We start from the raw sequence: 21696 nt of genomic DNA, 5'->3' as shown, positions 1-21696 counted from the left end.
ACCTAAATGCCTGAAAATAACGAGATTACAACGATAACGAAAATAACCCTGCCAGTCGTGGGTAAATTTGCGGCATTGGCGAAATTCACCGAGGAATCATGTGATCAGGTGCTGTGTGGATTGTCACCGCCTGATGACTTGCCATTCGCGCTGCCAAATGCCATCTTCCGCGGGCCTGACAACGGGCCGGTTTAATCGCTTTTGAAACGAGCAGATATTTTGGAACAGCTAATCCCCTATCTTCAGATCATCGCGGGCCTTGTATTGCTGACAGCAGGTGGTGAATTCATCGTAAGGGGGGCGGTTGGTCTTGCACTTTTGCTGGGCGTTTCCAAGGTGATTGTCGGTCTGACGATTGTCGCCGCCGGGACATCGGCACCGGAATTTGTCGTCTCGCTCAATGCGTCGCTCAAGGGCACGGCTGATATCGCCATGGGCAACGTTGTTGGCTCCAACATTGCCAATATCCTGCTTATTTTGGGTGCCGTTGCCTTGCTCAAACCCGTAGCGGCCTCGCGGGTCACTGTGGTCCGTGATGGCGGCACCATGTTGCTGGGCACGGTCCTGTTTATTGCCTTTTGCATGTTTGGCGTGATTGAACGCTGGGCCGGGGCGGTGATGCTTTGTGTGTTGGCGGCCATCTGGTACTTCACCTATCAGCACGACAAAAATTCACCGAGCGAAGCCAGCCACCTTCACGAAGAAGAAGTCGACGAAGTCGGCGAAAAGCCCAAAGGCTGGACCAGGCCGATCATCGCCACTGTCATCGGGATTGTGGCGCTGATGTTTGGCGCCGAATGGCTGGTCGAAGGCGGGGTTTCGGTTGCCCGACAGTTCGGCGTATCCGAAGCCGTGATTGGCTTGACTCTTGTCGCCTTTGGCACGTCGCTTCCGGAACTGGCCGCATCGGTGGTTGCCGCCTTCCGCGGGCATTCCGATGTGGCGCTGGGCAACGTGTTTGGCTCCAACCTTCTGAACCTGCTTGTGATCATTGGCGGTGTATCGCTGATCGCCCCCATCCCGGTGCCTGAACAGATCATGAATTCCGATATCTGGATCATGCTGGCGGTAACCGTGGGCTTGCTCGGTGTTGCCTATGCCATGCGCAAGATTTCGCGCATCACCGGCGTTGCATTCGTGATTGCCTATCTGGTCTATGTCTTCCAACTTGTCGTAGCATAAAGCATATTGCATCTAATCTGCCCCATTTTGCCGGAGAGAACCTTCTGTCCGGCGAGGAAAGGATCGCAGTACATAGCGGGGCTACGTGCAAGGAGCTTGACGCTGCGGGGCGGAAGGTTGTCCCGGCCCGAAGGGTTTGCTTTTGGCGAGGTTTCGCGGCGTTACACCGTTTGACCGATGCACCGCATCGCTCTGCACGCTGTGCCTTGCCAAACGACACGCCAAAAACAAACAAAATGGAGCAGATTAAATGCAACATGCTTTAATCAGTTCAATCAGTTCGCGGGCCGTCTCATGATGGTCCGCACACTTTGCGAAGGATCGAGGCAACAATGACAGGTCAATTCCCGAAATCCGTTCTGATCACCGGTGCCGCAAAACGCATCGGTCGTGCATTGACCCTGGATCTGGCGCGCAACGGCTATGACGTCGCCCTTCATTGCAACAGCTCGAAACAAGACGCCGAAGCTGTCGCCAACGAGGTCCGTGACCTTGGCCAAAAGGCCTGCGTCGTTTCGGCCGATCTGACCAACGAGGATGCAACCCATCAATTGGTTGCCGATGCGACCAGGCAACTTGGCCCGATCGGGGTTCTGATCAATAACGCCTCGACCTTTGAATTTGATGATGTGCAAACCGCAACCCGCGAAAGCTGGGATTTGCATATGGAAACCAATTTGCGCGCGCCGTTTATCCTCTCGCAGCAATTTGCAAAGCATCTGCCAGACGGCTGTCAGGGCATGATCCTCAACCTGATTGATCAGCGTGTCTGGAACCTGACCCCGCATTTCATGACCTATACCCTGTCCAAAGCCGGCCTTTGGACCCTGACCCAGACGCTGGCATTGGCCCTTGCGCCAAAAATTCGCGTCAATGCCATCGGGCCGGGGCCGGCACTGCCTAGTAGCCGACAAACACAGGAAGATTTCGACGCGCAGTGCGAAAAAACACCCCTGAAAATAGGGACAAACCCGCAAGAGATTTGCGACGCGGTTCGATTTTTCCTTGCCGCGCCGGCCATCACCGGGCAAATGTTAGCGCTTGACGGCGGGCAGCACCTCGATTGGGCGCCCAGTGGCGAAGAAGATGCGCCCAACGAATGATGCCCGGCAGTGATCATTAAATCGCTGCCAGACATCGGGCCGGAATTGCGTGGTGATTTTTAAGGCACCCGCAACAAAGCAGCACAAGGAAGACCGGAATATGACCGCAGGCCTTAAACAGGATGCCAAAATTACGACATTGCCCTTTGCCGATGTGCCCCATGCAGATCGTGCAGGCAACCTGCGCCGTGTCTTCGTGCGTGACATGATCATTCACACCTCCATCGGTGTTTACGAACACGAAAAAGAAGCCCCGCAACGCGTGCGCATCAATCTCGACCTTGCCGTGCTCGAAGGAGACGGTGTTCAGAATGATGATATCACCACCGTGCTGAGCTACGAGGATCTGGTCGTCGGCACGCGCCGCATCTGCCAGGATGGTCACACCAACCTTGTGGAAACCCTTGGGGAAAAACTCGCCGACATGTGTCTTGCCGATCCGCGCGTCCGCAAGGTGATCGTCAGGGTTGAAAAGCTCGACGTTTTTGAAGATGCTGCTGCGGTTGGTGTGGAAATCGAACGCCACAATATCGCGCGCTGATCGATACGCGATTTCCAGAAAAAATTTACTTTTCCAGACGGCCAATCCAAGGGACTCTTTGATTCCTCTGGCGCGAATCGCTATGGCGCTTATTCACAAGCATCTGGCGAATATGATTCAAAGGAAAATATTCATTTTTTACGACTCTATTACCGAATGATTTCACGTTGACAGTATTTTTATTGTTTTAAATCAATAACTTAACTGTTTTGCTCAATAATTGTGCACTTCATAGAACGTTAAGACTCTCAAGGGGTGCAGGAAGTCACCCCCCGATTACCCACATAGTTATCCACAGTCGTGGTGGACATCTTTTTTGGCATGGCGATTCCCCTCGGCGCGGTTGCGATGTTAATCTTTTCAGCTATGTTTCAAATCGCGTTTGCCTGTGACGGCCGTCACAACTTTGAATGTATTTTAGACTCTGTTGCTCTGCACTTTAACCTCAACAGATTCTCCTGATCTCGGAGTGCCTTGATGAAGCCACCTGTTTCCCCCGAAAACCCGACCGGGGATGATGCCCCGAAACGGGAAATCGGTTTGTCGCTTGATGGTGATAAAATCGACGGCGGGGCAGCACGCGGGGTGGAGGCGATCAAAAATGCGCTGAAAACCATGCCGGGTTCGGCGGGTGTCTATCGCATGATCGATGACAAGGAACGCGTGCTCTATGTTGGCAAGGCCAAGAACCTCAAGAAACGCGTGGTCGCCTATACCCGTATCATGCAATTGCCGATCCGCATTGCCCGCATGGTGGCCCAGACGGTGCGGATGGAAATCATCACCACCCATACCGAGGCCGAGGCGCTCCTTCTTGAATCCAACCTGATCAAGAAGCTCAAGCCGCGCTACAACATCCTGCTGCGCGATGACAAAAGCTTCCCCTATATCCTGATCACCGAGGATCACGACTATCCGCGCATCGTCAAACATCGTGGCGCACGCGCCAAGGATGGCAGTTGCTTTGGCCCGTTTGCCTCGGCCTGGGCGGTCAACAACACCATCAACCATCTGCAACGCGCCTTTTTGCTGCGCTCCTGCACCGACGGGGTGTTTTCCAACCGCTCGCGCCCCTGTTTGCTTTATCAAATCAAACGCTGTGCCGCCCCTTGTGTCGATCGCATTTCCAAGCCGGAATATGACGAGCTTGTCGATATCTGCCGCGACTTCCTGACCGGACGCAGCCAGAAAATCCTCAAGCAGCTCGAAGCCGACATGATGGATGCGTCTGAAAAGATGGAATTCGAACAGGCCGCGATGTATCGCGACCGCATCCGCGCGCTCAGCCAGATACGCTCCCATCAGGACATCAACCTCGAAGGTGTCGAAGAGGCCGATGTGATTGCGCTCCATCAGGAAGGCGGGCAAAGCTGTGTGCAGGTGTTCTTCTTCCGCTCGGGCTCGAACTATGGCAACCGGTCCTACTTCCCGCGTCATGAACAGTCGGCTGAAATCCCCGAAATCCTCTCGGCCTTTGTCGGGCAGTTCTATGCCGATAAACCGGCCCCCAAACAGATCTTCCTGTCGCATGAAATCGAAGGTCAGGAATTGGTCGAAAACGCGCTTGGCATCAATAACGACCGCAAGATCGAATTGCTCGTGCCCAAGCGCGGCGGCAAACGCAAACTGGTCGAACATGCCCTGACCAACGCCAAGGACGCGCTTGGCCGTCGTCTGGCCGAAAGTGCAACACAGCGCAAATTGCTTGAAGACCTTGCTGACAAGCTTGATCTCGAAAGCACGCCGGAACGGATCGAGGTTTACGATAACTCCCACACCCAGGGGACCAACATGGTCGGCGGCATGATTGTCGCCGGGCCCGAAGGCTTCATGAAAAACGCCTATCGCAAATTCAACATCAAGGGCGATATCGCGCCGGGTGATGACTTTGCCATGATGCGCGAAGTCTTAACCCGCCGTTTCGCCCGGGCGCAAAAAGAAGACCCGGACCGCGAAAACGGCACTTGGCCGGACCTGTGTCTGATTGATGGCGGTTTGGGCCAGCTTGGCGTGGCACGTGAAGTGCTCGAAGACCTTGGTATCGAGGACGTCATGCTGGTCGGTGTCGCCAAGGGTGTTGATCGTAATGCCGGCAAGGAAGTGCTGCACATCCCCGGCAAGGCCCCGGTACGCCTCGATATGAAAGACCCGGTGCTCTATTTCATTCAGCGTCTGCGCGACGAGGCCCACCGTTGGGCGATTGGCACCCATCGCGCCAAACGTGGCAAACAGATGGGCAAAAGCGTGCTCGACTCAGTCCCCGGTGTCGGCGGGGCGCGCAAAAAGGCACTGCTCCACCATTTCGGCTCCGCCCGCGGGGTGGCCGATGCCGGCCTGTCCGATCTCGAGGCCGTCGATGGCATCAGTGCCGCCCTGGCGCGCAAGATTTACGACCATTTCCACAGCAACGACTAAAAAAGCATCGGATGGCATCTTGCTTTTTGCTGCCCTTGGCGCGATACCCGGTACGCCCTGCCGCCCGGCGGGGCATTTTCGCGCGAAACGTCCATAAATAATCGGCTTGCCATAAATGCGATATTTTCCTTCCTGGTCTGTGACCCGGTCTTCCACAGTCATGCCTGATCAACGTCTGCCTTGGGGTGCTATGTTCCCGATGGGTTTGCAGCATCTTGTTGCCATGTCGGGGGCGACCATCCTTGGGCCGCTTCTGATGGGGTTTGACCCCAATCTGGCGATCCTGTTTTCCGGTATCGGTACCCTGATCTTCTTTATTTGCACGGCGGGCCGTGTGCCCAGTTATCTGGGCTCGTCCTTTGCCTTTATCGCCGTCGTCATTGCCGCCACCGGATATGCCGGATCGGGACCAAACCCCGATATCGGCGGGGCCCTTGGCGGGATTATTGCTGCTGGCGCGCTGTATGTCGCGATCGGCCTGATCGTCATGGCAACCGGGACTGGCTGGGTCGAAAAACTGATGCCGCCTGCGGTCACGGGTGCGGTTGGTGCGGCGATTGGCCTGAACCTCGCCCCGGTCGGGATCAATGGCATCACGGGTGATAACATGCATATGCTGGTCGCTCTGCTGACCCTGCTGTCGGTGGCCTTTGTCTCGGTCTATGCGCCGATTGCGTTGCGTCGGATTTCCATTCTGGTCGGGATTATGGCGGGCTATGTGCTGGTTCTGGTTCTGGGCAATGGCTTTGGCCTGATGCCGGCGATTGATTTTACCGAACTTTCCCAGGCCGCGTGGTTTGGCATGCCATCCTTTGTCGCACCGCGCTTTGAAAGTTCTGCCATGTTCCTGATCGCGCCGGTGGCCTTCATTCTGGTGGCCGAAAACCTCGGCCATATCAAGGCGATTGGCGGCATGACCAAACAGAACATGGACCGTTATATCGGCCGTGGTTTTGTCGGCGATGGTTTGGCAACCATGCTGGCCGGATCGGGCGGCGGTACCGGGGTGACCACCTATGTTGAAAACATGGGTGTTATGGCCGTTACCCGCGTGTTTTCGACCCTGATCTTTGTCATTGCCGCCGTGATTGCCATCCTGCTTGGTTTCTCGCCGAAATTTGGCGCATTGCTGCACACCATTCCGGGCCCGGTTCTGGGCGGATTGGGTGTTGCGGTCTTTGGCCTGATTGCTGCTGCCATGATCCGTTTGTGGGTCGATAACCGCGTTGATTTCTCTGATCCGCGCAACCTGTTTACGGTGGGCATCACGCTGATCTTTGGTGCGGGCGACTTCACGGTCAATTTCGGTGGCTTTGCCATGGGCGGGATCGGCACCGCGACCCTGGCGGCCATCATCCTCTATCAGGCGCTCAGCATCGGACGCGGCAAGTCCGCCCATCCGGCCGAGGCAGATGTCGCGGCAGAATAATCGCGCAGACGCGATGAGATGATAAATCGCACGGGCCGTGTTCTGACGCTAATCCGTCATCAACACGGCCCTTGTGGTATGTGCTTCAAGTCTTTAATAATTGCGCGGCCTTGGGCGATTGCGCATCAGGGCCTTGATGTCATTGCCGTAAAATCCGTCAAACAGGCCCCGTTTATGAAGAACCAGATTCCCAATCTGCTGACCATGTCGCGCATTTTCGTAATTCCGGCGCTTATTGCGTCGTTTTACATCAATGGTCCGGTTGGCAACTGGATCGGCTTTGCCCTGTTTGCCTTTGCCGGGGTGACCGATTTCTTTGACGGCTATCTGGCGCGCTCGATGAATGTGGTCTCCCCGCTCGGTCGGTTCCTTGATCCGATTGCCGACAAGCTGCTGGTGGCTGCCGCATTGATGATGATGGTGGCCTTTGAACGCATTTCTGGTTTGGCGGTATTGCCCGCCGTGATCATCATGTGCCGAGAAATCATGGTGTCGGGCCTGCGTGAACATCTGGCCGAGATTAAAGTGCCCTTGCCGGTCACCGTCCTTGCCAAATGGAAAACCACGGCCCAGATTCTCGCCATCGGCTTCCTTCTGGTCGGCGACGCATCACCCGATCTGATCCCCTCGATCCTGATTGGTGATATCCTGCTGTGGATTGCCGGGATCGTCACGGTTCAGACCGGCTATATCTATCTGCGCACCGGTCTTAAACACCTCGATTGATTAACGGGACGGCGACCATGTCACGCGTTTCTGTTCAGCAACATGATTTTGACCCGGGCGCCGAACTTGCGTCCCTGACCGATGGTCGTACCGATATCGGGGCGGCGGTCAGTTTTGTCGGGCTGGTGCGCGATATTCATGGCGGCGAAAATGTTTCGGCCCTGACGCTTGATCACTATCCCGGCATGACCGAACGCGAACTTGAAAAGATCGCCGATGAGGCCGCCAATCGCTGGCCGCTTGACGATATTCGCATCATTCATCGCTTTGGCCGCATGTTGCCCGGTGAACGCATCGTTCTGGTGATCGTGCTCTCGGCCCATCGCCGTGCCGCGTTCGAGGCCTGCGACTTCATCATGGATTTTCTTAAAACCCGCGCACCGTTCTGGAAACGCGAAGAAACCCCGGATGGCGGTGATAAATGGGTGACGGCAAAGGCATCCGATGATGCCGATGCCGACCGCTGGAAATAACTGCCCGACAGCGGCCCATCAGATAAATTTCGTCAGCACCGCAACCAGTGTCATCAGCCCGGTTTGCAAGGTTGCGGCATTGTTGACCTGCTGGCGCAATTGCTTCATCGCCGCTTCGTCCTCGGCGTCGACTTCCTTGGCTTCATCAAGCTGCTTGGCCTGAAGGGCGACCAGTTGACTGGCGGCCTTATCAAGGGCGGGTTTGGATTTGACCTTCTGGTCAATCGTTGCCCCCTGATAGGTCACAGCCGCAGTGGCATAGGCTTCCTGTGCATCGGCAATCAGGGCACCGAGTGTCTGGCTCATCGTGAAATCTCCCTCTTTATCTAGTTGGTTGCGGTTTCAAGCAGGCCGGTGCCTTGGGTGACCAGTTCGGCTGGGCTCAGCTTGCCGATTTGGCTGGAAAGTTTGATGCCGTCTTCGACTGCGGTAATCAGCGACCCGACATCAAGCTTGGCATAGTTGTCGATCTGTCCCTGCAACCTGCTGCCAAGGGCTGAGGCCGTGACAAAGGCGCGCAGAGTATCAGTCTGCATCGCGCGTTCGGCGGCGATCAGGCTATTCCATTGCTGCCACCAGGCCTCGATCAACAGGCTTTCGGCCTCGGGGTTGTTGTGGTCCTTGGTGCGGATCAGGTTCAGTTCGGCAATCAGGGTGCTGCGCCGGGTCAGGAATTGCGGTGGGGTGCGCGCAAATTCTTCGCTGATGGTGGCAAGCTGGGCGCGCAGTTTTTCCAAGATGGGTCCGGATTCTGTGACCGCCGATGCACCGAATGCCGATCCGGCTTCGATATTATCGAAAATCGCGACAAACTGCTGATACTGGCTGCGGAGGCCCTTCAGCGTATCCTGCCACTGGCGCGCGACGCTTGGATCAATCTTCACCGCATCGGGATCAAGCAAGGTATCGATATTGGCCGGTGTGATCGTGCCGGTGAAATCGGTGATGTTGGTGACAAACGCGCTGCGTTTTGCCGTGTCGGATTTCGGGAAGGGGGCAAATTGCGTGCTATAGGCCGCGTCATAGTGATCGAACGCCTGCTCGGTCGCGCTGCCAAACTGGGTGACCGAAAGTTTCAGCGTCTCGGCCTTCTGCGAACAGGCCGCAAGCAGGGTGATCGCACCGATCAGAAAAGTACGGCGAACAAATTGTATGAGGATTGAATTGGTCATATCGGCCCCGTCTGATGAAGTTGCCCGATCGGGCATCAGATTTCAGACGGGGACGCGATCAGTTTGTGATCGGGCAGGGGCGATTGTTCAATGAAAACGAATAATCGATCTGATTATTTGCTGAGCATGAAAAGTGCCTGATTGCCCAAAAAGTTGGAAAATCGGGTCTGGCTGCCGAGGCTGAGCTTCGATCCCGCTTCATTGAGAACCATCGACCGTTCGATCGTCAAATCCATCTCTTTGCACAGCGCAACGAAGTCCAAAACCGTGCAAAAATGGATGTTTGGCGTTTCGTACCACATGATCGGAAGGTTGGGGTTCTGCGGCATGCGGCCCCGGAACATCAAATCAAACCGTGCACGCCAATGGCCGAAATTCGGGAAGGACACAATCGCCTTGGTGCCAATGCGCAGCAATTCCGACAGCACCTCTTTCGGGCGCTGGGTTGCCTGCAAGGTCTGGCTGAGGATGGCATAATCAAACGCCCCGTCCGGGTAATCGCGCAGATCCCGATCCGCATCACCCTGCATCACCGGAAGTCCCTGTGCGACACAGTTGCGCACCCCTTCGTTGGACAGCTCAAGCCCACGGCCATCAACCTTTTTGGTCCGTGTGAGATAGCCCAGAAGTTCGCCGTCACCACAGCCAATATCAAGCACGCGCGTGCCCGGTTCGATCATGTCGGCAATCAGTTGCAGGTCGACACGGATGCGGTCGCTATGCGCAACGTTGGCTGCGCTGTTTGGATTCAAAGTCTCATTCATGATTATTTCAGCCCCCGGCCTTCGGCGGCACCTTCGATGAAGCCACTCAGCACCATGTGGAAATCGGGTTCATCAAGCAGGAACGCATCATGGCCCTTGTCGCTTTCAATCTCGACACAACTGACATTGCACGATGCGGCATTGAGCGCATGGGCGACAATCCGGCTTTCGGCGGTGGTAAAGCACCAGTCGCTGGAAAACGAAATGACGCAGAACCGGGTTTTGCAGCCCTGAAACGCCTCGGCCAGTCGCCCGTCATATTCAAGCGACAGATCGAAATAATCCATCGCACGGGTGATATAGAGATAGCTGTTGGCGTCAAACCGGTCGACGAAGCTTTTGCCCTGATGGCGCAGGTAACTTTCGACCTGGAAATCCTGATCGAAGCTATAGGTGATTGCACCACGATTTTGCAGCTTGCGCCCGAATTTGCGGTGAAGGGCCGGTTGCGACAGATAGGTGATGTGCGCGGTCATGCGCGCGACAGCCAATCCGCGTGACGGTTTCTTGCCTTCCAGCAGGTAATTGCCCCCGCACCAGTCCGGATCGGCCATGACGGCCTGACGCCCGACTTCATGGAAGGCGATATTTTGCGCCGAATGACGGAACGAGGTCGCAATCGGGGCGGCGGCATAAACCCGTTCGGGATAGCTTTTGCACCATTCCAGAACCTGCATGCCGCCCATCGATCCGCCAATGACGGCAAACAGCATGTCGATGCCAAGCGCGTCAATCAGCATGGTTTGCGCACGCACCATGTCGGCAATGGTGATCACCGGGAAATCAAGACCCCACGGCTTGCCGGTCGCCGGATTGATTTCCTTGGGCCCGGTACTGCCAAGGCAGCCGCCGATCACGTTGCTGCAGATGACGAAATACTTGTTGGTATCAATGATCTTGCCGGGGCCGACGATTTCGGACCACCAGCCTTCCTTGCGGGTGATCGGATGCACATCATCGGCAACATATTGATCCCCGGTCAGGGCATGACAGACCAGAATCGCGTTGGATTTGTCGGCATTGAGTTCGCCGTAGGTCTGATAGGCCAGGGTAAACGGACCGAATTCCACACCGCTATCAAGGCGCAGCTTTTCCGTTTCGCCAAGCACCATGTGGTGGCCTGGAAGCGGGGGGCGCTTTTCCGTGTTGGTCGCGGTGGACATGAATTGCGGTTTCCTTGGTTATTCGTTGTTTCCGTGGGCAAACCGACAACGCGCCATGCTTTCATCGTCGGTTTTACGGAAATTAGTTCTCTAGGGTCAGGACCCATTAATTTGATATCAATGGCAGACGTTATATTTGTGAAATCCAAGGAAAATGCCGTAGAGCGGGGTGGCTCCCCGCGCAAGGGATTTGACGCCGGAGTTTGCAAATATAACGTCTGTCCTTCGGATTCATCGGATTTGCACGGCCTACTTTGTCGCAAAGCCTTGAAAGATACATATCTTCCTGCGGCTTTGCTTCGCGTATCCGCACAAATCCGATGAACCATTGAAACCAAATTAATGAGTCCTGACCCTAGCTATGAAGCAGAGCCGGGGTTAGTCAATCTTTTCTTTGCATTTCTGCGGCCCTGTCCTAATACTGTGCGCCGTTCAAAAGAAGAGTAGATTATGGCGTCTGACGATAAAAATTTGGCAAATCTTGACCTGAATGAGCTGCGCGGAGAGATCGACGAGATCGATCAGGCTTTGCAGTCGCTGATCATTCGCCGGACAAAGGTTGTGCAGGCCGTCGGGGCCTACAAGGACCGGATGATCGCGGCGGGTGGCAAGGTCAAGGTGCCCTATCGCCCGGCCCGTGAAGCCCGCATCATGCGCACGCTTGTTGAACGTCATGAAGGGGCCTTTCCCAAAACCGCCCTGATCCAGATCTGGCGCGAAATGATCGCAGCCGGAACCCGCCTTGAAGCGCCGTATACGGTGGCACTTGGCCGCAATGCTGACGGGTTGGATTGCTGGGAACTGGCACGCCTGAATTTCGGGTGCCTTAACGAAATCATTGAATTTGATACCCCGCGCGAAGCGTTCAACGCCGTTGAAGACGGTCGGGCGGCGGTTGGTGTGTTTCCCAAACCGCAACTGGGCGAGGCCCAGCCATGGTGGGTCCATCTGAGCGAACAAAGCCCGGTGCGGGTGGTTTCAAAACTGCCCTTTGGCGGTCGCCCGGTTGGACGCGGCGAAGATACCGAAGGTTTCGTTCTGGCCGCGATTGAACTTGAAGACAGTGGCGATGACCGGACTCTGTTTGTGGTCAGCCTGTCCAAAGAGATTTCGATGGATACCGTGCGCAAAAAAATTGCGGATGGCATCGACGGATCGGTAATCCTTGGCTTTTCTGACGATGAGGCGACGGATCGGCGTTTTGTGCTTGTTGATGTGCCGGGATTCTTTTGTAATCGCACCAATGCGTTTCAGAGCACACTGGACGCGCAAGGCCTTCGCCCCGAAAGTTTGCGGGTTGTTGGGGCCTATGCCGTGCCGCTTGCCGAAGACGCACTGAGTTAAACATGCTTGGCAGCCGCGACTGGCTGCAATTTCCCCAGGGAGAATATACCTGATGTCTGCGCCCACCCCACGCCCCGGAATTCTTGATATCGCGCCGTACAAAGGCGGTAAATCCAGTGCTGACAGTGCTCAGCGCGTGATCAAATTGTCTTCGAACGAAGGCGCACTCGGCCCGAGCCCCAAGGCCATGGAAGCCCTGCGTAACACGGCAACCCGTTTGCATCGTTATCCGGATGGCGGTTGCGACGTTCTGCGTCACAAGCTGGCCGAAAAATACGGTCTGGAATTTGATCAGCTTATTTGCGGTAACGGTTCTGATGAACTTCTGACCCTGTTGATCCGCGCCTATGCCGGTCCGGGTGATGAAGTGCTGTATTCGCAGCACGGCTTTTTGATGTATCCGATTGCGACCATGGGCGTTGGTGCAACGCCGGTAACCGCGCCTGAAACCAACATGACGACCGATGTTGATGCACTGTTGGCGGCGGTGACGGACAAAACAAAGATCGTGTTTGTTGCCAACCCGAACAACCCGACCGGCACCTATATTTCGGATGCCGAAATGAAGCGCCTGCGCGATGGCCTGCGTGAAGACATCGTTCTGGTGGTTGATGCGGCCTATGCCGAGTTCATGACCGGTCAGGAAGATTATTCGGCCGGTGAGGAGCTTGTGAAAGCAGGCAACAACACCGTGATGACCCGCACATTTTCCAAGATCTATGGTCTTGGTGGTATTCGTCTGGGTTGGTGCTATGCGCCGCCGGCGATTGCCGATGTGCTGCAACGCCTGCGCAACCCGTTCAACGTGCCGCTGCCGACCCAGGAAGCCGGTGCCGCCGCCCTTGATGACGATGATTTCGTCAATGAATGCGTGCGCCACAATGCGGAAACGCTTTCGTGGTTCCGCGACGAGGTGAACGCGATTTCGGGCCTTAAGGCACATCCGAGCTATGGCAACTTCGTTCTCGTTGAATTCCCGGCAGAAGAAGGCAAGAACGCCGATGCTGCCAATGATTTCATGATGGCCCGTGGCGTGATCCCGCGCAAAATCGGTGCCTATGGCCTGCCGCAGATGCTTCGTATTTCCATCGGTACGAAGGAAGAAATGGAAATCTGCCTGCAGACCATCAAAGACTTTGTGAACGCATAAAATGACCAATACTGCATCCCAACCGCTGTTTGAAACTGTCGCCTTTATCGGCATGGGCCTGATCGGCTCGTCAATGGCCCGTCGCATCAAGCGTGACGGCCTTGCCAACAAAATCACCTGCGCGGTCCGATCAGAAGCGACCCGTGACCGGGTACTTGAACTTGGCATTGCCGATGAGGCCTATTGCGACATCAAGCAGGCGGTTGGCGATGCGGATTTGGTTATGGTGTGTGCTCCGGTCGGTGCCAATGAAGCCATTGGGGCACAATTGACTGGTGCATTGAAAAAAGGTGCGATTGTTTCCGACGTTGGTTCGGTCAAACAATCGGTCATCCGCGATATTGCCCCGCATCTGGATGAGGGTGTGCATTTCGTGCCCGGTCACCCGTTGGCCGGGACCGAACATTCCGGCCCGGATTCCGGTTTTCCGGAACTGTTTGAGGAACGCTGGTGCATCCTGACCCCGATCCCGGGCGAAAACGAAGCTGCGATTGCCAAGGTCAAAGCCCTTTGGGAAGCCTGCGGGATGTATGTTGAATGCATGGATGCCGATCATCATGACCGTATCCTTGGCATTACATCGCATCTGCCGCACCTGATTGCCTACACGATTGTCGGAACGGCAACCGATCTTGAAGATGCGCTGCGTCAGGAAGTGATCAAGTTTTCCGCAACCGGTTTCCGTGACTTTACCCGTATTGCTGCGTCTGATCCGACCATGTGGCGGGATGTGTTCCTGAATAACCGTGAAGCGGTGCTTGATGTGCTGGGACGTTTTCAGGAAGACCTGATGGCCTTGCAACGCGCCATTCGCTGGGGCGAGGGCGACAAGCTGTTTGAGCTGTTTTCGCGCACCCGTGAAATTCGCCGCGGCATTGTTGATGCCGGTCAGTATTTCGCCAATTTCTCGGCCGAAGGCGAAGACCGAAAAAGCGACGAAAAGAGCAAGAAAAAGCCTGCTGAGTAATTTGGGAGTGACCGGCATTCTGTCGGTCATCCTGTGCGGTCCACCAAGCAGCCCCACCAAGCTTTACGGACCGACCTTAGGGGAATGAAATGTCTGCCACCAATCATCCGGCGTTCGCCCGGATCATGCCATTTGTGTTCGTGTTCCTGTGGAGCACGGGCTTTGTGGGTGCCAAGTTTGGCCTGCCCTATGCAGATCCGTTCGTTTTCCTTTTTGTCCGATTTGTCATCGTCCTGATCCTGATGATCCCGGTGATCTTCCTGATGGGCGCGAAATGGCCAAAAACCTGGCGTGAGGCCGCCCATATCGGCACCACCGGGGTGCTGGTGCATGGTGTTTATCTGGGCGGGGTGTTCTGGGCGATTGATACCGGGTTGCCCGCCGGGCTTGCCGCATTGATCGTTGGTTTGCAGCCGGTTGTGACCGCATCGGTCGTGGGTTCCATTTTGGGCGAACGGGTTTCGATGCGCCAATGGGGCGGGTTGATCCTGGGTCTGATCGGGGTGGCGCTGGTTTTGCTGCCCAAGATTGGCGATGGTGTTGGCATTACGCCGTTTGGCATCGGGCTTGCGGTTTTTGCGCTGTTTGGCATGACTGCGGGCACCCTTTATCAGAAACGTTTTTGCACGGGCATGGAACTGATGAGCGGCACAGTCGTTCAATATGTTGCTGCCAGTGTGTTTGTCGGCGTTGTCGCGCTGTTCAAGGAGCCGCTGCATGTTGAATGGAGCATGGACTTCATTCTGGCGATGGCGTGGCTGGTGCTGGTTTTATCCATCGGGGCGATCATGCTGTTGATGGTTCTGATCAAGCAGGGCGAAGCCACACGTGTGGCCAGCATGTTCTACCTTGTGCCGCCGACAGCCGCGTTCTTTGCGTGGCTTCTGTTTGACGAGCAACTTGGCGTGCTTGGCTTCGCCGGGTTTGCAATTGCCGCCCTTGGGGTGGCATTGGTGATCATGAAGCGTTAGTTTCGCGTAATTCTAAGAGATCAGAAAGCTAGTTAGCGGAGGAATGCGTGAGCGACGCGCGCGAAAAATGGGTGTTTGGATACGGGTCGCTGTTGTGGCGGCCGGGCTTTGAATTTGTCGAGTGCGCACGTGCGTTGCTGCCCGGCTATCACCGGTCGTTTTGTATCTATTCCCATCATTATCGCGGCACGCCGGAAAATCCGGGGCTGGTTCTTGGCCTGAACAAGGGCGGGGAATGTGTTGGCAACGCGTTTCTCATTGCTGAGGAAAACTGGTCAAAGGTGAAGGCCTATCTTGATGAGCGCGAACTTGTGACCAACACCTATATCCCCGCCGATGTCGAGGTTGAGCTTGCAGACGGGCGCACGGTGATTGCGCACACCTATGTCGCCGATCCGACACATGAACAATATGCCGGTAACCTGCCGGTCCGCACCGCGGTTGAAATCATTGTTGCGGCCCATGGCAATGTCGGGCCGAACCTTGAATATCTGGAAAACACGGTGCGCCATCTTGATGAAATGGGCATCATTGATCCGCCCCTGCACGATCTGATGGATCTGGTGCGGCGCGAATATGGCGAGATCAATATGGGGGCGGGAATCTGATGAGCCAGTCAAACGGAACGACTGTTTCTGCCACCCAGAGCGGGTCGCAGACGCCACTGACGATGGCCTATCTGATGTTGGTGGCCTGTTCGTTGATGTGGGGGTCAAACCACGTGGTGGCGCGCGGCATCAATGAAACGGTCCCGTTCGAGGCACTTTCATTCTGGCGCTGGATCGTTGCGATCTGTTTGCTGTTGCCGTTCTGCTTTAAATATCTGCGTCGCGATCTGAAAATCATGGCGGACCACAAATTGTCGATGTTCCTGATCGGCTTTACCGGTGTGTTCCTGTTTTCGGTGGTGATTTATCTGGCGGCCTATAACACCACGGCGGTCAATACCGGCCTTCTGAACGCGACGACACCGATCTGGGTGTTGTTGTTTGCAGCCCTTTTGACGGCAGACAAACCACGACTTGGCCAATGGCTGGGCGTGCTGGTGGCCGGGGCCGGAACCGCGACGATTATCGCCAAGGGCGACCCGTCAGTCTTTGCCAGAATGGATTTTGTTCTGGGCGATGTGCTGGCGATGATGTCGGCCATGGTCTGGGCGGCCTATTCGATGTTTTTGAAACGCGCGCCCAAGGGTGTGCATCCGCTAAGCCTTGTATTTGTATCGGCCCTGATCGGTTTGTGTTTCTTAACGCCGCTTTATATCTGGGCGCTGGTGGTCGATGGAAAGCCGTTCTTTACCAGCCTTGATCCGGTTTGGCCCGATATGCTCAAGATTTTCTATATCGGGGCGGGTCCGGCGTTTCTGGGATACATGTTCTGGAACAGGGGTGTGTCGTTGGTCGGCCCGGCCAAGGCGGGGGTGTTCATGTATCTGATCCCGGTCTGTTCAAGCGGCCTTGCCATCGCGTTTCTGGGTGAGGCGCTGCATCTTTATCATCTGGCGGGGATTGTTTTGATCGTGTCGGGTATCTGGCTTGTGACACGTAAAAGGCGGGTGGCAAAGCCGACCTGAATGCGAACATTTGTGGGATCAGGTGCGCGGCATTTTTTCGCTAAGGAAATCGGGTATCTGGCGCGGATCACGCCCCAGTATGCGACTAAGTGTTGGGTCGACGGTTTCGAATTCACCAGCCTTGGCCGCACGGTAGTAACCGATAATGATTTCAAGCACGTTTCCTGAGAGTCCTGCGCGGTGCAGGCTTTCGAGCATCATATCTTCACCGATAATCTGACGTTCGATGGTTCTGCCTGTGACCGCGCTTGCCATCTGTGCCAGATCTGCAAGGTCAAGGGCGTGATTTCCGGTGAGGGGCGGTGTGATGCCTTCGATGGTTTCATGCCCGCTTAGCAGCCGTGCATCAGCCTCTGCCAGATCTTCGTGGGTTACCCAGGCAACCTTGCCATCCTCGGGGCCAGTCAGCGTGCCAGTGGCAAAACCATGTTCATGCATGCTCAGAATACTGTCGGCGTAAAAGCCGTGGCGCATTGAAGTCCATGCCAGGCCGGAGTCCGCTAGCATCGCCTCAGTCGCGGCGTGATCACGGCCCGGCGGGAAATGAGAGAGTGGGTTGCTTGATACCTGACTGGTATAGAACACACGTTCGATGCCGATTTCCTTTGCCACTGAAATTGCTTTTTCATGCTGATCGAGCGGATTGTCGCCACTTGCCCCGGCATTGGATGATACCAGCAATAGTCGTTTGGCCCCCGCCCAAGCATGGCGAAGACTGTCGGCATCGTTGTAGTCGCCCCGCCTGACACGAACGCCCGCGGCTAGCCGTTCAGGAAGCTTTTCGGGGTTGCGGACGCTCAAACTGATTTGATGGGCTGGAACGAGGCGCTTTAGCGCTTCGACGATAAGGCTGCCGAGTTTTCCCGAGGCCCCTGTTACGATGAACATTGGTTGATCTCCAATTACCTTGGCGCGCCACTGGACGCTTCTTGGATTTGTCGTCGACAGGATGACTGTTCTGGATTATCGAATTAAGTGGGTAAATTCTGAACAGGTTGTTCTCTATGAAGAACGGTGTTTCTGCGGATGATCTGACTGTCCTGGTCGCGGTTGTGCGCGAAGGTGGCTTTCGTGCTGCTGGCCGACGGCTTGGTATGGCCGCCTCGAATGTCAGTACGACGGTCTCGCGGATTGAGGAGCAATTGGGCATTCCTGTTTTGCGCCGAACGACACGCAGCCTGCATCTGACCGATGCGGGCAAAGTGCTTGTGGATCGTGTCGATCCATTGCTTTCGGGACTGGATGCGGCCTGTAACGAGGTGAAGGCCCTCGGTGGTCAGGTTCAGGGACGGTTGAAGCTGAACGTACCCGGTGCGGTCATGCGCGACATTCTTCCTGCGCTGATTGCCGAATATCGTGTGCGCCATCCAGCCGTAGAGGTTGAAATCGTCGTGGAGAGCGATCTTGTCGATATCGTTGCAGAGGGCTGTGACGCCGGGATTCGTTATGGCAGCGTTCTGGAACAGGATATGATTTCTATTCCGATTGGTCCGCGTCGCCAGCAGATGGCGTTGGCCGCGGCCCCGGCGTATCTGGAAGCGCGCGGGATGCCTGACACAGCGGAAGACTTGATACATCATGATGCGATCCGCTATCGCCTTGATGGGGGCCCACTATTACCGTGGGATATTATGAGCGCACAAGGATCGGTTCGGGTGGAGCCATCCAATGTTCTGGTACTAAGCGTTGCTGCAGTTGATACGGGTCTTCGTTTTGCCCACGCGGGAGTAGGGATCATCCATACTTTCCGCAACTGGCTGGAAGAAGACTTCGCGGCTGGAAACCTTGTGCCTGTTCTGCCTGAATGTTGGCCGGAAATGGAGGGTCCGCGTCTTTATTATCCCAGCCGGTCGGCCCCTGCACCGTTGCGCGCTTTTATCGATATCTGTCGGCACGCATCCAGAAATTGATGATGGTTGGTCGCTGAAGTTGCGCCGGATTTGAAACGGGATGCAGTCCACCATGAAAAAGGCCGAGGTGCGAATTGCACATCGGTCGTTGGTTTAATATCTGCAATTGGCAGAGTTAAGACGCGCTTTTTTGATCCACGCTGTCAGTGTCGTCCACCTTGGCTTCGATATCATCGGTGGTGAGCGTCGGCAGGCGGAATTCTGTTTGTGCCTCGGCCTCAAGCTCGCGCGTGCGGGTATCGATGCGGTGCTTGATTTCCTTCATGAAGGTCTTGCGATCAAGGCCCGGTTCCATGGCCGGCAAGAATTCCATGGTGACCCGACCGCCATATTTCATAAAGCTGTCGCGGCCCCAGAACATGCCGGAATTAAGGGCGACCGGAATAACCTTGGTATCCGGGAAGGCCTTATAAAGCGCGAAAATCCCGGGGTGATAAGGACGATTTGAGCCCGGCGGGGTACGTGTGCCTTCGGGGAAAATGATCACCTGACGGTTTTCCTCAAGCGCCTTGGCAGCACCCTTGATCATGTCTTTGAGGGCCTGACTGCCCGCCGACCGATCAACGGCAATCTGGCCTGACAGGATCAGGAACTGCCCGACGAGCGGAATACGGGTGAGTTCCTTTTTCAGGATATAGGCAGGATCAGGAACCACCGTATGGAAGGTCAGGGTTTCCCAAGCAGATTGATGTTTGGCGACAATGATGCAGGGACCGTCTGGCAGATTTTCCAGACCGGTGAAGCGTTTGCGCATGCCCACCGAGTAGCGCAGCATGAACTGAATGAGGCGACACCAGGCATGGCCGACGAACTGATTGGCCTTGCGCCCAAACAGCATCAGCGGCAACAGAACAATGCACAAAAGCGCCGTTCCACCGAAAAACAACACGTTAAACAGTAACGCGCGCAGGGTAATCATTCAGACAAATTCCTTACAGCCATGGTCCTGACCTTAAATATTCACTGTTTTGTAACAGCAATATGACGATCAGAAAATGCCGATTGTTCAGCCATCCTTGCGCGCCGCGTTTGAGGCGGAATAGTCATCAAGGTCTGGTGCATCCTTCGCAGGATCACCGGGGCTGCGCAGTGCGGCGCGGTCACCGTTTGGCAACCAGTTGAGCAACGCGTTGCGCAGGCTGGCAAAGACGTATTTGTTGTATTCACTGGCGATCAGGGCGCTGCTGCCGGGGAAGCGCCACCAATTGTCGACCTTGACGTTATCGGGAAAGACCGGATGTGCGACGATTTCAACATCGGGCATCAGGCTTTTGAATTCCAGAAGGGATCGAGGCATGTGGTAATTGGCCGTCACGATGCGCAGGCTTTTGAAACCTTCCTCATACATCCAGACAGCGGTTTCAATCGCATTGCCGCGCGTGTTTTCAGCAACATGGCCCAGAACGACACAGCAAGCAATCAGGCGCGGATCGGATTTGCCGACGGACAGAAGTTCGTCGACTTCAACACCGCGATAGACACCCGATATGAACAGTTTGTCGGCAAGACCGCGCACCAGAAGCCGGCGGCCTTCGGACAGGCGTTCGCTGCCGCCGGTCAGAACGACAATGGCGTCGGTGCGTTGGGTCGCGTTTTCAACCGTTTTGGGGATGTAATCGACATACCAGATGAAGCCCGCCGCCCAGACCAGCGCGCAGAAAATCAGTGTGGAAAGCAAAAAACGAAACCGCCGGAACCGGCGGCGATGTTGCACACTCAGCGGGGGCTTGTTCATGAAGGCGTGCCTGAATAGCGGCGGTCTGGCATGAATTCGGATCTCCTCAAGGGGACAAAGAGGGCCAAGGCCATGATCCCAAAAGGGAAGTGGTAACAACCGACTATACGAAGACCGTGAGCGGGTTACAACATCCGGTGTAGGACACGAAGCACAGTTCGGTTGGCGGTGATGCCCGCCACCAATGCGACAATAAACGGAATGGCGACGATCAGGCCAACAAAGGTCGGGCTAAGAACCAGTGACGGTACCGGCCAGCCAGCGCGCAATCCAAGCCAACCAATCAAGGCGGAAACCGGTAGCGCGATCAAAAGACCGATCAGTGCGCCAAAGAAGGCAAGGCGTCGATTATGGCGGCCGAACTGACTGGCGATATATCCATCCTGTGCCCCGATCAGATGCAGCAATTCAATGATGCGATGATGGATCGAAAGCCCTGATCTGGTGGCAAACACCACCGAGAGCATGGTCGCACCAAACAGCACAACAATCAAAAGGGCCAATGCCAGTTCAACCGAAAAGGCGACATCGGCAATGCGTTCAATCCAGATGCGATGATCATCAAGCACGGCTTCGGGCGCGATGACGCCAAGGCGGCTTTCGAGCGCATCAAAGTTAAACCCGGTTTCGGGGGTGACTTCGATAATGCGCGGAATGGGCAGTTCGCTGATGACTTCATCCGGGCCCAGCCAGGGTTCAAGCAGGGCTGCCATGGTATCGGGGCTGAGTTCCTCGATCCGGGCGATGCCGGGCAGGGTGGAAACCTGTTCGATGATGCTATCGACCGTGCCTTGCAGGGCGGCTTCACGTTCGGCGGGGGATCGGTTGGCAAGTTCGGTCGGGGGGACCTGGATCGACAGGCTGCCTTCGATCTGGCCGGACCATTGGCCGACACTGTCATGCAGGGCAGCAAGCCCGACGATAGAAAAGGTCAGGAGCGCAACCATCAGGGCGACGATGCTCGGCAAAAAGCGCGAGGACGAATCGCTTTCAAGAGGGAGGTGCGATGGAGGTGCGCGAAATGCCATGATCGTGTGTTGGTCCTGTTGATCCCGTGTTTACGAAGCTTGGACTTGGT

General features: G+C 55.7%; 22 protein-coding genes. 14 read left to right on the top strand and 8 right to left on the bottom strand.

Annotated features, from left to right (window positions below; genetic code table 11):
- Positions 1–219 precede the first annotated feature (219 nt).
- From IT893_RS16830 to moaE, 7 genes are all read left to right on the top strand, one after another.
- Positions 220–1182 carry a calcium/sodium antiporter gene (locus IT893_RS16830; protein WP_063088525.1) on the top strand — a complete coding sequence of 321 codons (963 nt, stop codon included), beginning with the start codon at positions 220–222 and terminating at the stop codon, positions 1180–1182.
- Positions 1183–1514: 332 nt separating this feature from the next.
- A complete protein-coding gene (locus IT893_RS16825; protein ID WP_197146063.1) occupies positions 1515–2285 on the top strand; it encodes an SDR family oxidoreductase in 771 nt (256 codons plus the stop codon).
- Between the two features lie 100 nt (positions 2286–2385).
- Positions 2386–2826 carry a dihydroneopterin aldolase gene (gene folB / locus IT893_RS16820; protein WP_008888328.1) on the top strand — a complete coding sequence of 147 codons (441 nt, stop codon included), beginning with the start codon at positions 2386–2388 and terminating at the stop codon, positions 2824–2826.
- A gap of 477 nt (positions 2827–3303) precedes the next feature.
- Entirely contained in the window at positions 3304–5241 is a 1938-nt protein-coding gene (gene uvrC / locus IT893_RS16815; protein WP_143588672.1) for an excinuclease ABC subunit UvrC, read from the top strand.
- 160 nt (positions 5242–5401) lie between these two features.
- Positions 5402–6670, top strand: coding sequence for a uracil-xanthine permease family protein (locus IT893_RS16810; protein ID WP_252723987.1), 1269 nt, complete (start codon positions 5402–5404; stop codon positions 6668–6670).
- A gap of 174 nt (positions 6671–6844) precedes the next feature.
- On the top strand, positions 6845–7396 hold the full coding sequence (gene pgsA / locus IT893_RS16805) for a CDP-diacylglycerol--glycerol-3-phosphate 3-phosphatidyltransferase (RefSeq protein ID WP_040822814.1): 552 nt from the start codon (positions 6845–6847) through the stop codon (positions 7394–7396).
- A gap of 17 nt (positions 7397–7413) precedes the next feature.
- Complete coding sequence (gene moaE, locus IT893_RS16800) at positions 7414–7869, top strand: molybdopterin synthase catalytic subunit MoaE (protein ID WP_197146061.1); 456 nt, start codon at positions 7414–7416, stop codon at positions 7867–7869.
- Between the two features lie 18 nt (positions 7870–7887).
- On the opposite strand, the gene IT893_RS16795 is transcribed toward moaE, so the two are convergent.
- The 4 genes from IT893_RS16795 to IT893_RS16780 all read right to left on the bottom strand — a co-directional run bounded on the left by IT893_RS16795 (position 7888) and on the right by IT893_RS16780 (position 10968).
- The gene (locus tag IT893_RS16795; protein ID WP_063088529.1) at positions 7888–8175 is read right to left on the bottom strand and encodes a hypothetical protein; all 288 of its coding nucleotides are present in this window, start codon (positions 8173–8175) and stop codon (positions 7888–7890) included.
- Between the two features lie 20 nt (positions 8176–8195).
- On the bottom strand, positions 8196–9041 hold the full coding sequence (locus IT893_RS16790; RefSeq protein WP_252723986.1) for a hypothetical protein: 846 nt from the start codon (positions 9039–9041) through the stop codon (positions 8196–8198).
- 113 nt (positions 9042–9154) lie between these two features.
- The gene (gene metW / locus IT893_RS16785) at positions 9155–9805 is read right to left on the bottom strand and encodes a methionine biosynthesis protein MetW (protein ID WP_064779873.1); all 651 of its coding nucleotides are present in this window, start codon (positions 9803–9805) and stop codon (positions 9155–9157) included.
- 2 nt (positions 9806–9807) lie between these two features.
- Positions 9808–10968, bottom strand: coding sequence for a homoserine O-acetyltransferase (locus IT893_RS16780; RefSeq protein ID WP_197146059.1), 1161 nt, complete (start codon positions 10966–10968; stop codon positions 9808–9810).
- Positions 10969–11439: 471 nt separating this feature from the next.
- Between IT893_RS16780 and IT893_RS16775 the strand changes: the two genes are divergently transcribed.
- From IT893_RS16775 to IT893_RS16750, 6 genes are all read left to right on the top strand, one after another.
- On the top strand, positions 11440–12312 hold the full coding sequence (locus IT893_RS16775; RefSeq protein ID WP_231959620.1) for a chorismate mutase: 873 nt from the start codon (positions 11440–11442) through the stop codon (positions 12310–12312).
- 52 nt (positions 12313–12364) lie between these two features.
- A complete protein-coding gene (gene hisC, locus IT893_RS16770) occupies positions 12365–13462 on the top strand; it encodes a histidinol-phosphate transaminase (RefSeq protein ID WP_008889145.1) in 1098 nt (365 codons plus the stop codon).
- A gap of 1 nt (position 13463) precedes the next feature.
- Complete coding sequence (locus IT893_RS16765) at positions 13464–14429, top strand: prephenate/arogenate dehydrogenase family protein (RefSeq protein WP_008889146.1); 966 nt, start codon at positions 13464–13466, stop codon at positions 14427–14429.
- A gap of 89 nt (positions 14430–14518) precedes the next feature.
- The gene (locus IT893_RS16760; protein ID WP_008889147.1) at positions 14519–15400 is read left to right on the top strand and encodes a DMT family transporter; all 882 of its coding nucleotides are present in this window, start codon (positions 14519–14521) and stop codon (positions 15398–15400) included.
- A 47-nt stretch (positions 15401–15447) separates the two neighbouring features.
- Positions 15448–16008 (top strand): gamma-glutamylcyclotransferase, encoded by a 561-nt coding sequence (locus tag IT893_RS16755; protein WP_120224185.1) that lies wholly within the window; start codon positions 15448–15450, stop codon positions 16006–16008.
- The gene (locus tag IT893_RS16750) at positions 16008–16973 is read left to right on the top strand and encodes a DMT family transporter (protein ID WP_197146058.1); all 966 of its coding nucleotides are present in this window, start codon (positions 16008–16010) and stop codon (positions 16971–16973) included. Before IT893_RS16755 ends, IT893_RS16750 begins: the two co-directional genes overlap by 1 nt.
- A gap of 18 nt (positions 16974–16991) precedes the next feature.
- Here IT893_RS16750 and IT893_RS16745 read toward each other — a convergent pair whose 3' ends face one another.
- The gene (locus IT893_RS16745; protein WP_197146057.1) at positions 16992–17861 is read right to left on the bottom strand and encodes an SDR family oxidoreductase; all 870 of its coding nucleotides are present in this window, start codon (positions 17859–17861) and stop codon (positions 16992–16994) included.
- Between the two features lie 116 nt (positions 17862–17977).
- Here IT893_RS16745 and IT893_RS16740 point away from each other — a divergent pair, with 116 nt between their 5' ends.
- A complete protein-coding gene (locus IT893_RS16740; RefSeq protein ID WP_197146056.1) occupies positions 17978–18883 on the top strand; it encodes a LysR family transcriptional regulator in 906 nt (301 codons plus the stop codon).
- A 115-nt stretch (positions 18884–18998) separates the two neighbouring features.
- Here the strand turns inward: IT893_RS16740 and IT893_RS16735 are convergent, their stop codons facing one another.
- The 3 genes from IT893_RS16735 to IT893_RS16725 all read right to left on the bottom strand — a co-directional run bounded on the left by IT893_RS16735 (position 18999) and on the right by IT893_RS16725 (position 21646).
- On the bottom strand, positions 18999–19802 hold the full coding sequence (locus tag IT893_RS16735) for a 1-acyl-sn-glycerol-3-phosphate acyltransferase (RefSeq protein WP_008889152.1): 804 nt from the start codon (positions 19800–19802) through the stop codon (positions 18999–19001).
- Between the two features lie 87 nt (positions 19803–19889).
- Entirely contained in the window at positions 19890–20618 is a 729-nt protein-coding gene (locus IT893_RS16730; protein WP_197146055.1) for a YdcF family protein, read from the bottom strand.
- Between the two features lie 125 nt (positions 20619–20743).
- Positions 20744–21646 carry an ABC transporter permease gene (locus IT893_RS16725; protein WP_197146054.1) on the bottom strand — a complete coding sequence of 301 codons (903 nt, stop codon included), beginning with the start codon at positions 21644–21646 and terminating at the stop codon, positions 20744–20746.
- Positions 21647–21696: the final 50 nt, after the last annotated feature.

The sequence above is a fragment of the Thalassospira sp. A40-3 genome (assembly GCF_015871485.1).
GTDB classification, from domain to species: Bacteria; Pseudomonadota; Alphaproteobacteria; order Rhodospirillales; family Thalassospiraceae; genus Thalassospira; species Thalassospira tepidiphila.
Note: the sequence above shows the minus strand (reverse complement) of the source record. Positions and strands in the feature narration are given on the sequence as shown.

Bases quoted from the DNA above. Each gene is read 5' to 3' on its own strand.
- IT893_RS16735 (WP_008889152.1), bottom strand. From the start codon at position 19,802: ATGATTACCCTGCGCGCGTTACTGTTTAACGTGTTGTTTTTCGGTGGA.
- uvrC (WP_143588672.1), top strand. From the start codon at position 3,304: ATGAAGCCACCTGTTTCCCCCGAAAACCCGACCGGGGATGATGCCCCG.
- IT893_RS16740 (WP_197146056.1), top strand. From the start codon at position 17,978: ATGAAGAACGGTGTTTCTGCGGATGATCTGACTGTCCTGGTCGCGGTT.
- pgsA (WP_040822814.1), top strand. From the start codon at position 6,845: ATGAAGAACCAGATTCCCAATCTGCTGACCATGTCGCGCATTTTCGTA.
- IT893_RS16825 (WP_197146063.1), top strand. From the start codon at position 1,515: ATGACAGGTCAATTCCCGAAATCCGTTCTGATCACCGGTGCCGCAAAA.
- IT893_RS16810 (WP_252723987.1), top strand. From the start codon at position 5,402: ATGCCTGATCAACGTCTGCCTTGGGGTGCTATGTTCCCGATGGGTTTG.
- IT893_RS16730 (WP_197146055.1), bottom strand. From the start codon at position 20,618: ATGAACAAGCCCCCGCTGAGTGTGCAACATCGCCGCCGGTTCCGGCGG.
- metW (WP_064779873.1), bottom strand. From the start codon at position 9,805: ATGAATGAGACTTTGAATCCAAACAGCGCAGCCAACGTTGCGCATAGC.
- IT893_RS16790 (WP_252723986.1), bottom strand. From the start codon at position 9,041: ATGACCAATTCAATCCTCATACAATTTGTTCGCCGTACTTTTCTGATC.
- IT893_RS16750 (WP_197146058.1), top strand. From the start codon at position 16,008: ATGAGCCAGTCAAACGGAACGACTGTTTCTGCCACCCAGAGCGGGTCG.
- folB (WP_008888328.1), top strand. From the start codon at position 2,386: ATGACCGCAGGCCTTAAACAGGATGCCAAAATTACGACATTGCCCTTT.
- IT893_RS16760 (WP_008889147.1), top strand. From the start codon at position 14,519: ATGTCTGCCACCAATCATCCGGCGTTCGCCCGGATCATGCCATTTGTG.
- IT893_RS16765 (WP_008889146.1), top strand. From the start codon at position 13,464: ATGACCAATACTGCATCCCAACCGCTGTTTGAAACTGTCGCCTTTATC.
- IT893_RS16725 (WP_197146054.1), bottom strand. From the start codon at position 21,646: ATGGCATTTCGCGCACCTCCATCGCACCTCCCTCTTGAAAGCGATTCG.
- IT893_RS16795 (WP_063088529.1), bottom strand. From the start codon at position 8,175: ATGAGCCAGACACTCGGTGCCCTGATTGCCGATGCACAGGAAGCCTAT.
- IT893_RS16780 (WP_197146059.1), bottom strand. From the start codon at position 10,968: ATGTCCACCGCGACCAACACGGAAAAGCGCCCCCCGCTTCCAGGCCAC.
- hisC (WP_008889145.1), top strand. From the start codon at position 12,365: ATGTCTGCGCCCACCCCACGCCCCGGAATTCTTGATATCGCGCCGTAC.
- IT893_RS16745 (WP_197146057.1), bottom strand. From the start codon at position 17,861: ATGTTCATCGTAACAGGGGCCTCGGGAAAACTCGGCAGCCTTATCGTC.
- moaE (WP_197146061.1), top strand. From the start codon at position 7,414: ATGTCACGCGTTTCTGTTCAGCAACATGATTTTGACCCGGGCGCCGAA.